The organism is [Leptolyngbya] sp. PCC 7376 (genome assembly GCF_000316605.1).
GTDB lineage: Bacteria > Cyanobacteriota > Cyanobacteriia > Cyanobacteriales > MRBY01 > MRBY01.
This window is the reverse complement of sequence record NC_019683.1, coordinates 1,171,888-1,184,264: the sequence shown is the minus strand read 5'-3', so window position 1 is coordinate 1,184,264 and position 12,377 is coordinate 1,171,888. Positions and strand designations below refer to the sequence as shown.

Sequence of the window (12,377 nt, the reverse complement as noted above, 5' to 3'; positions counted from 1 at the left end):
TTTCTTAGTCTTTTAAAACGTAGCCAACGCCTCGCACAGTATGAATCAGACGAGATTCGCCTTCCGCTTCAAGTTTCAACCGTAAATAACGCACATATACTTCAATCACATTGGAATCACCCATTGTTTCGTCGTAGCCCCAAACCCGTTCCAAAATTTGGTTACGAGTTAAAACTTGCTTCGCATGGGACAGCAAATATTCCAGCAAATCGTATTCTTTAACGGTTAACTCAATCAGGCGATCGCCCCGATAGATTTCACGAGTAGTGCGATTGAGTCTGAGATCCTCAAACCGTAAAACCTCTTTTTCATCTGATTGATTCCGACGGAGATGGGCACGAATTCGCGCCAAAAGCTCCTCGATACTAAAGGGCTTCACCACATAATCATCTGCCCCAGCATCGAGGCCCTGCACCCGATCCTGAATTTCATCCTTGGCTGTCAGCATAATCACAGGCAATTCTGCCCCAGTTGCCCGCAAGCGACGACAAACCTCTACTCCTGTCATGCCCGGTAACATCCAGTCCAACAAAATTAAATCCGGCGTATTTTCCCGTGCTGCCATCAAACCACTGAGACCATCTTTTGCGACGGTGATACCATAGCCTTCGCTACTAAGTTCGAGTTCCAGAAAACGCGCTAAATTATCGTCGTCTTCGATGAGGAGAAGTTTGTGATCCGTCATAGTTTCTTTGTCTTGAGGGGAAGCATCACCGTAAAGGTGCTGCCTTTTTGTGGCTGGGAACGTACCGTAATGTTACCGCCCATTTGGGTGATGAGAGTTTTAACAATTGCTAACCCCAGACCTGATCCCCCCGAACGAGTACGGGCTTCGTCAGCACGATAGAAACGATCAAAAATTCTGGCTTGATCCATAAGTGGAATGCCATCTCCCTGATCACTAATATCAACCTCAACATGCTTAGATAGTTGGCGCAGTTCAACGGTTACGGTTGTGTGCTCTGGAGAATATTTAAGAGCATTGTCGATGAGATTAATAAAGACTTGTTTGAGACGGTTGCGATCGCCACAGATTTCCACCAGCTTTTGCATGCCGACGAGTTCAATGTTGCGCTTCGAAATTTTTGTGGACATGGACACAATTTCTTCGATTAGATCATTGAGAATAAACTCACCAATATTGAGATGCAAAAAACCGCTCTCTGCCCGCGCTAAGTCCAACAAGTCTTGCAGTAATTGTGTTGTTCTCTCTGCCTCAGATGCCGCTACTGTGAGTGCTTCCCGCTGCGCTTCTGTGAGATTATCACCTCGACGCAACAAACTTTGGATATAGCCCTGCACAATTGTGAGAGGAGTCCGTAATTCATGGGAGACATTACCCACTAACTGTCGTTGTTGTTCCCAGGTCTCTGAAAGACGCGACAACATTAAGTTGCAGGCTTGGGCGAGTTCTTCGACTTCTTGTGGCGCTGTCTGGAGAGTCAGTTGTGCTTGATCGAGGTTTGCGGGCGAAATTTCTCCAGCCATTTTGCTCATCTCTCGTAACGGCTGTAGCGATCGCCGAATGTAGAGACTAATGCCAACGATGGCCACCATCAGCACGACAAAGCTAATCATCACAAGATTACGGACGAGCATTAATAACATCGTCTGATCTTCTGTAATATCTTGGGCGATCGCCACCATGCCGAGATTTTCGCCCTGAACGATTAGCGGTGTACTGCAAAAGACAAAATAACGACCTTGAATTAACTGAACCTTTGGAAATAAAACATATTTGGGAATTTCTGCCAAAATCTGATCAACATCAAGATCAGGATAATTTTCTGGAGAAACACTAGCCACGAGTTTGTTATCGTGATCTTTTACCCAGAGCAAAACATTGCCCATCGATAAAAAATCTGTAGCTGGCTGTAGACCACTGCGGAGATCTTCCGACTCCCGAAACCGCGCAATATCTTCTGGAAAACGACCCGCTATGTACTGAATATTTTGCTTGTGGGTCATGATCAGAATCTGTTCCATGCGCCAACTGAGCCAAAATACAGAACCCCCCAAACCCAGCGCCGTAAAGCCGATGATACCAGCGGTTAATCTGCCACGAAGAGAGCGTAACTGCACTTTTTCTATCAGCGGCGTGAATGATTTAAACCAACGTCGGTACATGACGAATACGGGGGGTGAGGGGGGACTAAGCTGAGTTATTTTTGCTTAGACTGACGAAGGCTTATTCTGCCGCTTCTTCCTCAGTTTCTGCTTCAGCGTCGTCACCTTCAGCAGGTGCTTCTTCTTCAGCGTCTTCTTCAGTAGCTTCTTCAGTCTCTTCACCTTCAGCAGGTGCTTCTTCAGTAGCTTCTTCGCCTTCAGCAGGTGCTTCTTCAGTAGTTTCCTCTTCACCTTCAGTAGCTTCCTCTTCGGTTGCCTCAGGTGCAGTTTCCTCTACAGGAGTCTCCTCTACAGGAGCATCAGCACCACCACAAGCGCCTAGAAAACCAAGGCTCATTACGGAAGCGATCGCCAAAAGAACAAAACGTTTCATACTCATAATCTTTTTTCCTCAAGGTGTTTAATAGTGTGTCAAAACAGCTTGATTATAGAGATTTAGACAGTACGATTTGTCCTTCTGAGACCTTGAGTACAGAAGGTTTGAACGATGACAGAGCTGCTCATTAACATTGTTAATCTATTCTTTACCTTCTTACATAAGTCGGTAATGGTTTCAGAATTGATTAGTTTGTCAGGGTTAAGAGCAGCGATGAACTACTTTTGAACGAAATTAGTTATGCAACGATAATTTCCCAAACGGGAGGATTACCTAAGTTCTGGATTATTGACCAGCACAAGGATCCTCCTTCGCAGCACAAGGATTCTCTTTAGCGGCACAAGGATCAGAACCAGCGCAAGGGTTTTCTTTAGCTGCACAAGGATCCTCCTTCGCAGCACAAGGATTCTCTTTAGCGGCACAAGGGTTTTCTTTAGCTGCACAAGGATCCTCCTTCGCAGCACAAGGATTCTCTTTAGCGGCACAAGGGTCAGAACCAGCGCAAGGATTAGCTCCAGCGCAAGGATCTACAGTTTCAGTCTTGCCCGCACAGGGATTCGCTTCGTTCGCCGCGCAAGGGTTTGCGCAGGCACCAATGAGGCCTAAACCCATTACAGAGGCGATCGCCATCATCGATAGATACTTAACTTTCATCCGTTCAAACTCCAAACATAAATAACGGAAACACTTATTATTAAAAAGGCTAGATTTGGGGATTCAGTGAAAGCTCTCTGAGAAAACCCTGAGAGTTCCAGCATTTTCGCTTCAGATACCGAAATTCCCAGACTCTAAGCCGATTTTCAGGCAGTGTTAACCCCTAAAAAGTAACATAGAAAAAATTACACAACACAAGACAAAAATAGACGATGCGAGATTGGCATATTGACGCTTTTGGTCAAATCGAAGCAGGAGCAGATTCAGATGATTTTGAACTTCCCCCTGAAGATTATCGACTCTATCGGTTTCTCACAGAGCTAGAGGATCTTCTACGAGAGAATCCCGATGATGCCAGTCTGGTTCGACAGATTGCGCCGATGGTGCGCCGCTTATTAACCAGTTCCTATTGGTTACAGGGTTCTTATAGCGAACCAGATCCGAAAAAAGGTTGGTCTGTGGATATGCTTTATGATGAGCCAGAGTTCCCACTGACTGTACAGATGGTGGCTTGGCAACCTGGTACTGTTTCACCGATTCATAACCATGCCGCTTGGGGGATTGTTGCGTTTGTTAATGGCTCAGAGAAAAATATTTTATGGCGTGAAAGTGAGTCTGGTGACATTGAATCCGTGGGTGAGCAAACATTTGAAGCGGGAGATATTGTGACCTTTGTGCCTGAAACAATTCATCACATTGAAGCAATTGGTGATGACACGGTTGTTAGTTTTAATGTTTACGGCAAAACTGATTATCAAAATCGCTATCAGTTTGACCAAAAAACGGGGAGTAAAAAATTATTTTAATGTTGTTTAAATCTATTTGTTCGGCTGAAGGAAATATGGCGATTTGCTCCTTTCAATGAAGATAAATAAAAAATGTTTGCAACGATAATCTGGCTGTTGATTTTTGCTCTGGGGGCAAATTTGATTTTTGCGGAAGGTTTGGCATTGTGGCCGGATTTTTTGATCGTTAAATCAAGTCATATCTTGGGGTGGCTCTGTCTCTGGGCGATCGCCGGATTTTTAATGTGGTGCTTTGCAGAAGAGTGATCTTAAACTTTTGATTACGCCATATTTAACTAAAGTCTTTAAGTTTGTATGGACTGATATCGCATAGCAGAGTTGGGTTACTTTCTGTGTCAAATTCCCTATCAATCCCGAATCGTTATGGCTATACATCCCTAGCAATGGATGCACAGGAAACGTCTCTATATTCGTTTCGGCGAGGACAAAAAATCCCGAAAATCCAGAGTCAGATCTGGCAGATAGAGCGTGGCATTGTGCAATTACAGACGAATAGTCCCCAAGGTGATGTGACGGTACTAGGTTGGTTGCAAGATGGTGATTTCTGGGGAGGGTCTTTAACTCGTCTAGAGACGATTGAGGCGATCGCCCTGAAAGACTGCCTCTTGAAACGCTTTACTAGTGAAGAACTTCAGGCTTCATCTCGTCTCCAGCAAAACTTGCTCGCCCAAACAGTTCATCGTCTCCAGCAGTCTGAATATTTATTGGCGATCGCCGGTCTGAAACGTATTGAAGATCGATTGATTTCACTACTTCTATTTCTCAAGCAAGAACTTGGTCAGACTCAAGATGAAACTATTCGTTTACGTTGTCGTTTCACTCACCAAAATCTTGCCGATGTTATTGGCACAACTCGCGTTACCGTCACCCGTTTATTTAAAAACTTCCAAAACCAAGGTTGGCTGACCTTTGATGACAATCGACACCTTATTATTACTAAGAATTACCAACCTGAAAAAATTCTATAGCTCAGCTCAATAAAGATGAATTACCAAGAAAAACAAAGCTCTAATAAGTCGTATCTGTATTAATCGTAATATCGAGAGTCTCTTCGTTAATCTCAATGTAAAGTCGATTCGGGCGACAACAAACCTGACAATCCTCAATATAATTTTGCAAGAAGCCTTCACTTAAATCGATAAAAGTTATACTTCCTTCACCACAATAAGCACAAAAATATTCTGCTGTATTTTCCATCTCGTCACCCTATATTTTTGATTCAATCTATTGCAATGCTAATGGGTTGGTTACCTCAAGTTTTATGAAGGCTTCTCAATGATGCCTCGTATTCTAAGACACAATTAAATGAGTATCGCATCATTGTTAGTGTGGGGATGAGAAGGATGGTCATGTTTATCGATCGATCACCAAAAACAGGATTGGCGGAGCATTGCGCCGAAGATCAACCCCGCGACCGTATTCTTCGGGCAGCTTTAAAATTATTTGCCCAAAAAGGTTACGAAAAGACTACCACCAAAGAATTAGCGGCTAAAGCTAATGTGGCAGAGGGAACACTCTTCCGTCATTTTACGAATAAAAAAACCATCCTTGTAGAGGTTGCGACCTTGGGATGGATGGATTTGTTGACTGATTTTTTAACTGAGCTAAGTGAAATGGGTAGCTATAAAGCGATCGCCCAAGTGATGCGGCGGCGAATGCTTAATATGCACAAAAACAAAGACCTATTAAAAGTTTGTTTTATTGAAGCCCAATCCCATCCCGAATTACGAGAACGCATTCAAGCGGAAGTAATTGATAAAATGACTGATATTGCTGAGGCATTTTTTGAGTCAGCAATGGATAAAGGTATTTATCGTAAGATGAATCCCCAAATTGTCGCTCAGGTCTTTTTAGGAATGTTTGCGATCGCCGGATTTTCTGATGCAACGATTGCTGACCCGAATGCGTCTCCGGAAGCTTTGCGGGAAATGGCTGAAGGCATTGCCGATATCTTTCTCCATGGTGTTTTAGCCTAGAATTTCAGACAAAAAATAAGCATATCTCCGAAGACATATGCTTAGATTATTTTCTTGATCTGCTAATACTTACTAGAGTCAGAGATTGAAATAACTCTAGATATTGGCTAGAAAAATGTTTAGCCTTCGTAAGCTTTGATGCACTCATCAACGAGAGGTGCAACCGCGTCGATATCCTTCCAACCAAGGATTTCAACTTCTTTCTTTTCAAGATTTTTGTATGATGCGAAGAACTCAGCAATCTCATCTAGACGATGCTGGGAAATTTGCTTAATGGATTTGATGTCGTTGTAGCGAGGATCTTCTGCGGGTACACAAAGAATCTTTTCGTCGCGATCGCCACCGTCAATCATTTCCATCATGCCAATAGGGCGAGCTGCAATCACACAACCTGGGAAAGTAGGCTCATCCATGATCACCATGCCATCGAGAGGGTCGCCATCATCAGCGAGGGTGTTGGGGATGAAACCGTAGTCATAGGGATACTTTACAGAGGAAAACAGTACCCGATCCAAGATAAAGGCATTCATGTCTTTATCAAATTCATACTTGTTTTTGCTGCCGCCAGTGATCTCAACTAAAACATTAACTAAACCGGGTTCGGGTTGAGCAGGAATGCGGGATAAGTCCACGGGTAATTTCTCCTAATGAATCCATATAAAATCTTTTGAGGACTCGGCTGAACTAAAACATCGCGGGAAAACCCCAATGCTGAAAATTCAGGCGATCGCCCTCAAGCATTCTACACAGAAGCGGTATATTTACCAGAAAAATTACTCAATCAGTCGTGAACTCAGCTCCGGCACCATATCAGGCGCAGCGGGACGATAGGAGTAGTAGCCGATGATCAACAAGGGAGTGGTCAGGGTGAGGAGGGCGATCACTGTACCAAGCAGATCAGACCATCTAGGAGGGAGATCGGCAGGTTTGCCGGGAGAGCCACTGGATTCCATAATTTATGAAGTTTTCTACCCTTAGGGATAGAGAACTAAAATGTGATAACTAAAAATTTGGTTTTATATCGTTATTCTACCCATGAAACGTAGCAGAACTGTGTAGCCTGCAACGATTTTTTGATTAAAAAAACCTAAACAATATCATCAATGACTAACTTTTTGTCTCAAATGTGTCTTCCGTAATAGGAACAAGTACAGATTGGGAGAGAAGCGAATGATATTCTGCTTTGAGTTGTAAGAGAGGACGATCCGCGACTCGTTCAAAAGGCGACTCCCCAAGGAAACTTTCTGCACGCTCCTGGAGTACTGTTGCCAATGTTTCAATTGGTGCATGGGACATACTCGGAAATTCTGTGGGGACAGCCACTAGATTTTGGCGATAAAGAATGATTTTTAAAAAGGCTTGTTCTTCTGGGGCAAGATTTTGAACAAAGCGGAACCATGCTTGCCAAGCCGTGGGTAGTAGGTCTAGGGTCTGCTCCTCAATCGGTGAAGGAGGTATTGCTTGCAGACTTTTTAGCTCTGTTAAAAGAACGGCTTTTTCTTGACGCTTATGCAAAATGTCGCGAGTTAAACGTTTAATTGCGGCTTGGCTGCCGAGTAGGTTAAAGGACATCTCACGGTACTTGGCCGTTGTGAAGTCAAGATTATCTTGCATCTCTGTATAGCGTTGCTCAAGGACATTAAATTCGGCCTTGAGATCGTAGAGTGCGCCTTCTAAATCAATTTTTTGTTCTTGGGCGATCGCACATTCCGTTTGCAGGAGTTTTTGTTGATGTTGATGTTCTGCAAGTTTTCGGCGCACATGGGCAAGGCGTTGTTGGACTCGGGTTAGACGGATTTCGGGGGCGAGAGCATCAAGGGCAGCATGGGAATCAAGCTTGTCTTGTAGCTGTTGGTATTGAATTTGTAGCTCAGAGAGACTGGCTTGAGTTGTCTCCTGCAATTGGGTTTGGGCGAGATTTTCTTCCTGTAACTGTTTAACCTCAGCGGTTATTTCGTTGCGTTGATCATTGAGGGTATTAATGCGGTTCAAGAGCCGTAATCGTTCTGATTTGAGCGATCGCACACTTGCAGAGAGTTCTTGTTCGAGCTCGAAAGCTTCATTGACATAAAGATCGAGATGAGTCTGCTCTTGCCGCAGTACTTTCAAAGAGTCTTGGATCTCGTCTTTTTCCCGTTGCTCAGCTTGTTTGCGCTCTCTCTCGACAAGAATTGAACCACCTGCCATGCCACAACCTGTCAGGAGGGCAGCGATCGCCCCATTTCTCACATCACGTTGCCAGACTGCCGTCGCGCTAAACACAAATAGACTTGCGAATAGAATTGTACGAGGAAATTTACCGAGCATGGCCATATTCTCTGAACGATTTAAGAAAGATTAAGGGCTTGTTCACCGACTAAAAAATCGACAAATTGTCGAGCAGTGCGTCCAGAACGTCCGTTATGGCGAGTAGCCCATTGCTTTGCCCGAAACTCTAAAGTATCAGAGTCGAGCTGAAGACTGGCACGTTTGGCAAGGTGATGCACAATATCGAGATAGGTATCTTGGTTCGCAGGTTTAAAGGTTAAAGTCAGGCCGAAGCGATCGCTAAAGGATAATTTTTCCTGCACCGTATCCCAATTATGGATCTCATGGGCATCACTCGGTCGAGGACGCTCATCAAAAAATTCTCGCACCAAGTGACGGCGATTCGAAGTTGCATACACAACAACATTATTAGCTTTGGCTCGAATACTCCCTTCTAAAACTACTTTTAGGGCTTTAAACACATCATCATCCTCTTCAAAGGAGAGGTCATCGGCAAAAATAATGAACTTCTGGGGTTGTTGCCGGAGGACTTCAACAATAGCGGGTAAATGGTGAAAGCTTTGTTTATTGACTTCGACTAACCGTAGACCACGGGTATGGTATTCCCCCAATAAAGATTTAATTAGGGATGATTTGCCGGAACCACGACTGCCATAGAGCAAGACATTGAGGGAAGGTAAGCCTGTCAGAAGACATTCCGTATTCTGGATCAACGCTGCTTTTTCATGGTCATAACCGACGAGGTCATCGAGAGGTAACCAATCTGGATCGGCAATATTTTGTAATTTGTTCTCTTGCCAGCGGAAAGCATTGTACTGGGCAAATTGACCAACACCATGCCCATGGTAGTAGCTAGCTAAGGGGTCAACAGCGGTCGACCAAAGATTCTGGTGGTGAAGAAATTCATCGGAAAGGCGATCGCCATCCCAAGGAATCACCGGCGCGGTAACTTGTGTTGCGACCTGTACCCAATGGCTAAAAGTATTTGGCTGGCACTGATAGATCTGTTGCAGGATTTTGAGATCATGGCGAACAGCGTGCTGGAGTGGTGTCGTAATTTCTTGTAGCGGTTTACGTTGAGCTTGCTGACTAAAGGGATTATCGTCTTGCAAAATACGTTGCACGAGCCAATCCTGCCAACTCAGATCGGCGATCGCCAGTTCCCGAAAAAACTGACCATAGCACTTAAGACATTCCGTTGTTGCCGTCGTATCACTGTTTTGTACAGACTGATCCGTGTAGAGTCGCTGCAAGAGCTCTAAAAATGCCTGACCAATTGGGCAATCAAATACACCCTGATAAATCAGTAGCGATGCAAGCTGTGGATAGAGTGTACGACTCGACACCATTGGCATGTCAGAAGGGACTTTCATATCCGCCATTGTAGAGGACAGCCCCTCGAACGATATAGCCTAATAGGGAATTATTCACGCGAACCAAAGCATCCTTAACATTGACAGCAGGGTATCACCAACATTTATGCTGAGACAATCTACCTGAATGCCCCGAATTATGGCGTACTGGCTGTTCCAAGCAAACCCTAAATACCACCGGATTTTTGACGCGATCCGTGAACTGGATGAAATGCCTTGGCTGGTCACCCGTTATCGTGACAAAGTTCAGCCTGGTGATGGGGTCTTGATTTGGGTTGCAGGCCCTAATGCTGGGATTTATGCGATCGCCACCGTGATGACAACCCCAGAAATTTTGCGTCCTGACGACATTGCTGATCTTGATTATTGGACAGAACCAATCCGCATTCGCACAACCAAAGCCCGCACTACTATACGTTTTTTTCGCAAGCTTTTGGGTCAACCCCTCCGCAAACATGAATTACGCTTTGATCGCACCCTCCGCGACCTCGACGTTATCCATACACCTGGCAGTACAAACTTTAAAGTCACAGCCGAACAATGGCAGCGCGTCTACCAACTGAAAGGCTAAAACAAGAGGCCTAGACTTAGAAATCCAAAATAGATGGCTCTTTTTGTACACAATTCCTTGCCATCACTTCGTTAAAATAAGCACACAGTATCTGGTTTCTAAAACCCCCCTAAACCTAAGCAACCCATGACCAGCCTTCAATCCAAGCCCCCTGCTGATAATCCTGATCCGATGGACGAATTGCCCGATGAGGTCGAAATGTCCTTTTTCGATCACCTTGAAGAGCTGCGTCTACGGATTTTTTATGCCTTAATCTCCGTTGTAGTTGGATGGATTGCTTGCTTTTTCTTTGTTAAACCGATTGTACAAATCTTGGAAGCACCTGCTGCTGGCGTCAAATTTATTCAGGTTGCCCCCGGAGAATTTTTCTTTCTCTCCTTTAAAGTTGCAGGCTATACAGGTGCGCTCCTCGCAAGCCCATTTATTCTGTTCCAGATCATTCTGTTTGTATTACCCGGGTTGACCCGTGGCGAACGACGACTATTAGCTCCAGTTGTTTTGGGGTCTGGCGTTCTCTTTTTTGCAGGATTGGCATTTTCCTATGTTGCTCTTATTCCCGCAGCCCTAAACTTTTTTATTGCCTATGGTGCTGATGTGGTTGAGGCCGCATGGTCAATCGAACGGTATTTCGAGCTGATTTTAGGCTTAATGTTTTTTACTGGACTCGCCTTCCAAGTTCCCGTCGTCCAAATGATTTTGGCATGGTTAGGGATTGTCTCCTCCGAAATGATGCTCAAGGGCTGGCGCGTGGTGGTTCTAAGTTCTGTAATCCTTGGCGCGGTTATTACGCCCTCTACAGACCCTCTGACCCAATCATTGTTAGCCGGAGCTGTACTCGGCCTATATTTCGGCGGCATTGGTGTGGTCAAGTTATCCGGTCGCTAACGCTGTCATAGGCAACAGATGCCGATGAATTGCACCGAGTAGATCTGTGCGGCTAAAGGGTTTCTGAAGATAGTTTTGCTGATGTAAATCTTTAACTGGACTAGGGGTGGTTTGTTGATTCTCGGAACTAATACAGATAAATGGGGTTTGCTCTGTAACAGGTTCGTTGCGAAGGATATCTAGGACGCGATCGCCACATAAGCGAGGCATGATGAGGTCGCAGATAATGACATCTGGCAATTCCGTTATCGCTAAATCAACACCGATGCTACCGTCTTCGGCACTGACGACTTCATAGCCTTCGGCCATCAACATCATTAATAGGCTTTGCCGTAGGCCGTCTTCGTCTTCGATGAGCAAAATTTTTGAATTCATGATTGGTAACTCCAAGAAATTCCTAATGGTTATGGGGGGTGAGATACAAGGGTGATAGTTGTGTTGTATTCCGAGGGATGAATCTTCGTGGTGATGGTAATAATCAAAACGATGATATTGAGCTGTCCTTAACTTATGGTTTTCTCTTTATTAACAAGTAGATGCTAATCTCGAAGAATTAGCGATTTTTTGAAAAATATGAGCACTTCAACAAGTAGTTTGAATTGAAGTTATAAGCTGTTAATACAGATTGTTTTTAGAATTGATATAGTTTTAAAAATAAAAACTTGTTCATCATTACGTTCATCCTAGATGTGTTTTTCTGATGTCAAATCCAGGCTAATGAACTCTTAATGTTTGAGATCAGAAAGTATATGTTGGAAGGTTTTTGAATGTTGACTTTATCAAGTTGATGATTACATCTGTACAGGCTTCTTAATATTTTGCCAACAGTTTTTTTGAGTATTAAAGCTTAGTTGACTTAATGTATTTATTTGGTTTTTGACCCCAATCTTGTCTGACTTATTGTATTTTTCTGCATTCAGGTGAACACAATGGCAAGTACTGTGAAATATACTCTAGCCCTTGTCTGAACTAGAGATGAGTAGAATTGTTTTTGGTGATATCGCTAAAAAATATTTGGTGCTTATCACGTTTATATCCATGAGTCCGACTGCTTTAGCTGTGGGACTAATTTAAAAGCTGTCAGAGCTAGTGACAATATCTTCAGTAAGCTTAAGACTAATAGTTATTGATCGAATGTATCGGTGGCGATCGCCGTCTGCTGAGAGCTAGTGAATAGAGACAAGCTTTAGAGGCTATATTTTTTTCTACTGATTTGGAATGCGAGCATTATGATGATTGAGCTTAATACTTTATTCAGTTTTGGACTAATTGATATTTGAATTTAAGCATTTACTTTAAATGAGAGTGAATGCTCGACTAACGTGATTTTAAGTTGCAGAA

The 12,377-nt window shown here is 43.8% G+C and carries 16 protein-coding genes; 6 read left to right on the top strand and 10 right to left on the bottom strand.

Annotation, left to right across the window (positions count from 1 at the left end; translation table 11 throughout):
- Nucleotides 1-4: 4 nt before the first annotated feature.
- The 4 genes from LEPTO7376_RS05360 to LEPTO7376_RS05345 all read right to left on the bottom strand — a co-directional run bounded on the left by LEPTO7376_RS05360 (nucleotide 5) and on the right by LEPTO7376_RS05345 (nucleotide 3,157).
- Nucleotides 5-685, bottom strand: a complete 681-nt coding sequence (locus tag LEPTO7376_RS05360; protein WP_015133205.1) for a response regulator transcription factor — start codon at nucleotides 683-685, stop codon at nucleotides 5-7.
- Nucleotides 682-2,082: a cell wall metabolism sensor histidine kinase WalK gene (locus LEPTO7376_RS05355; RefSeq protein WP_225901179.1), complete on the bottom strand. Its 1,401-nt coding sequence runs from the start codon at nucleotides 2,080-2,082 to the stop codon at nucleotides 682-684. Before LEPTO7376_RS05355 ends, LEPTO7376_RS05360 begins: the two co-directional genes overlap by 4 nt.
- Before the next feature lie 106 nt (nucleotides 2,083-2,188).
- On the bottom strand, nucleotides 2,189-2,506 hold the full coding sequence (locus LEPTO7376_RS05350; RefSeq protein WP_015133203.1) for a hypothetical protein: 318 nt from the start codon (nucleotides 2,504-2,506) through the stop codon (nucleotides 2,189-2,191).
- 282 nt (nucleotides 2,507-2,788) lie between these two features.
- Nucleotides 2,789-3,157: a hypothetical protein gene (locus LEPTO7376_RS05345; protein ID WP_015133202.1), complete on the bottom strand. Its 369-nt coding sequence runs from the start codon at nucleotides 3,155-3,157 to the stop codon at nucleotides 2,789-2,791.
- A gap of 212 nt (nucleotides 3,158-3,369) precedes the next feature.
- Between LEPTO7376_RS05345 and LEPTO7376_RS05340 the strand changes: the two genes are divergently transcribed.
- The 3 genes from LEPTO7376_RS05340 (at nucleotide 3,370) to LEPTO7376_RS05335 (ending at nucleotide 4,931) form a co-directional block, all read left to right on the top strand.
- Complete coding sequence (locus tag LEPTO7376_RS05340) at nucleotides 3,370-3,963, top strand: cupin domain-containing protein (protein WP_015133201.1); 594 nt, start codon at nucleotides 3,370-3,372, stop codon at nucleotides 3,961-3,963.
- Nucleotides 3,964-4,035: 72 nt separating this feature from the next.
- The gene (locus LEPTO7376_RS26210; protein WP_160148386.1) at nucleotides 4,036-4,209 is read left to right on the top strand and encodes a hypothetical protein; all 174 of its coding nucleotides are present in this window, start codon (nucleotides 4,036-4,038) and stop codon (nucleotides 4,207-4,209) included.
- Nucleotides 4,210-4,295: 86 nt separating this feature from the next.
- On the top strand, nucleotides 4,296-4,931 hold the full coding sequence (locus LEPTO7376_RS05335) for a Crp/Fnr family transcriptional regulator (protein WP_225901178.1): 636 nt from the start codon (nucleotides 4,296-4,298) through the stop codon (nucleotides 4,929-4,931).
- A gap of 40 nt (nucleotides 4,932-4,971) precedes the next feature.
- Here the strand turns inward: LEPTO7376_RS05335 and LEPTO7376_RS05330 are convergent, their stop codons facing one another.
- The gene (locus tag LEPTO7376_RS05330; protein ID WP_015133199.1) at nucleotides 4,972-5,160 is read right to left on the bottom strand and encodes a CPXCG motif-containing cysteine-rich protein; all 189 of its coding nucleotides are present in this window, start codon (nucleotides 5,158-5,160) and stop codon (nucleotides 4,972-4,974) included.
- Between the two features lie 152 nt (nucleotides 5,161-5,312).
- Here LEPTO7376_RS05330 and LEPTO7376_RS05325 point away from each other — a divergent pair, with 152 nt between their 5' ends.
- Nucleotides 5,313-5,939 carry a TetR/AcrR family transcriptional regulator gene (locus LEPTO7376_RS05325; protein ID WP_015133198.1) on the top strand — a complete coding sequence of 209 codons (627 nt, stop codon included), beginning with the start codon at nucleotides 5,313-5,315 and terminating at the stop codon, nucleotides 5,937-5,939.
- A 119-nt stretch (nucleotides 5,940-6,058) separates the two neighbouring features.
- On the opposite strand, the gene LEPTO7376_RS05320 is transcribed toward LEPTO7376_RS05325, so the two are convergent.
- The 4 genes from LEPTO7376_RS05320 to LEPTO7376_RS05305 all read right to left on the bottom strand — a co-directional run bounded on the left by LEPTO7376_RS05320 (nucleotide 6,059) and on the right by LEPTO7376_RS05305 (nucleotide 9,589).
- Entirely contained in the window at nucleotides 6,059-6,571 is a 513-nt protein-coding gene (locus tag LEPTO7376_RS05320) for an inorganic diphosphatase (RefSeq protein WP_015133197.1), read from the bottom strand.
- Between the two features lie 141 nt (nucleotides 6,572-6,712).
- On the bottom strand, nucleotides 6,713-6,892 hold the full coding sequence (locus tag LEPTO7376_RS05315) for a hypothetical protein (protein WP_015133196.1): 180 nt from the start codon (nucleotides 6,890-6,892) through the stop codon (nucleotides 6,713-6,715).
- Between the two features lie 154 nt (nucleotides 6,893-7,046).
- Nucleotides 7,047-8,246, bottom strand: coding sequence for a hypothetical protein (locus LEPTO7376_RS05310; protein ID WP_015133195.1), 1,200 nt, complete (start codon nucleotides 8,244-8,246; stop codon nucleotides 7,047-7,049).
- 20 nt (nucleotides 8,247-8,266) lie between these two features.
- Nucleotides 8,267-9,589, bottom strand: coding sequence for an ATP-binding protein (locus tag LEPTO7376_RS05305; RefSeq protein WP_015133194.1), 1,323 nt, complete (start codon nucleotides 9,587-9,589; stop codon nucleotides 8,267-8,269).
- Between the two features lie 130 nt (nucleotides 9,590-9,719).
- Here LEPTO7376_RS05305 and LEPTO7376_RS05300 point away from each other — a divergent pair, with 130 nt between their 5' ends.
- Complete coding sequence (locus LEPTO7376_RS05300; protein ID WP_015133193.1) at nucleotides 9,720-10,151, top strand: EVE domain-containing protein; 432 nt, start codon at nucleotides 9,720-9,722, stop codon at nucleotides 10,149-10,151.
- A gap of 126 nt (nucleotides 10,152-10,277) precedes the next feature.
- Entirely contained in the window at nucleotides 10,278-11,036 is a 759-nt protein-coding gene (gene tatC / locus LEPTO7376_RS05295) for a twin-arginine translocase subunit TatC (protein WP_015133192.1), read from the top strand.
- Here the strand turns inward: tatC and LEPTO7376_RS05290 are convergent.
- The gene (locus LEPTO7376_RS05290) at nucleotides 11,022-11,411 is read right to left on the bottom strand and encodes a response regulator (protein WP_015133191.1); all 390 of its coding nucleotides are present in this window, start codon (nucleotides 11,409-11,411) and stop codon (nucleotides 11,022-11,024) included. The genes tatC and LEPTO7376_RS05290 overlap by 15 nt on opposite strands.
- Nucleotides 11,412-12,377: the final 966 nt, after the last annotated feature.

Coding starts and splice junctions, on each gene's coding strand:
- LEPTO7376_RS05360 (WP_015133205.1), bottom strand. CDS start 685: ATGACGGATCACAAACTTCTCCTCATCGAAGACGACGATAATTTAGCG.
- LEPTO7376_RS05350 (WP_015133203.1), bottom strand. CDS start 2,506: ATGAGTATGAAACGTTTTGTTCTTTTGGCGATCGCTTCCGTAATGAGC.
- LEPTO7376_RS05345 (WP_015133202.1), bottom strand. CDS start 3,157: ATGAAAGTTAAGTATCTATCGATGATGGCGATCGCCTCTGTAATGGGT.
- LEPTO7376_RS05340 (WP_015133201.1), top strand. CDS start 3,370: ATGCGAGATTGGCATATTGACGCTTTTGGTCAAATCGAAGCAGGAGCA.
- LEPTO7376_RS26210 (WP_160148386.1), top strand. CDS start 4,036: ATGTTTGCAACGATAATCTGGCTGTTGATTTTTGCTCTGGGGGCAAAT.
- LEPTO7376_RS05330 (WP_015133199.1), bottom strand. CDS start 5,160: ATGGAAAATACAGCAGAATATTTTTGTGCTTATTGTGGTGAAGGAAGT.
- LEPTO7376_RS05325 (WP_015133198.1), top strand. CDS start 5,313: ATGTTTATCGATCGATCACCAAAAACAGGATTGGCGGAGCATTGCGCC.
- LEPTO7376_RS05315 (WP_015133196.1), bottom strand. CDS start 6,892: ATGGAATCCAGTGGCTCTCCCGGCAAACCTGCCGATCTCCCTCCTAGA.
- LEPTO7376_RS05310 (WP_015133195.1), bottom strand. CDS start 8,246: ATGCTCGGTAAATTTCCTCGTACAATTCTATTCGCAAGTCTATTTGTG.
- LEPTO7376_RS05305 (WP_015133194.1), bottom strand. CDS start 9,589: ATGGCGGATATGAAAGTCCCTTCTGACATGCCAATGGTGTCGAGTCGT.
- LEPTO7376_RS05300 (WP_015133193.1), top strand. CDS start 9,720: ATGGCGTACTGGCTGTTCCAAGCAAACCCTAAATACCACCGGATTTTT.
- tatC (WP_015133192.1), top strand. CDS start 10,278: ATGACCAGCCTTCAATCCAAGCCCCCTGCTGATAATCCTGATCCGATG.
- LEPTO7376_RS05290 (WP_015133191.1), bottom strand. CDS start 11,411: ATGAATTCAAAAATTTTGCTCATCGAAGACGAAGACGGCCTACGGCAA.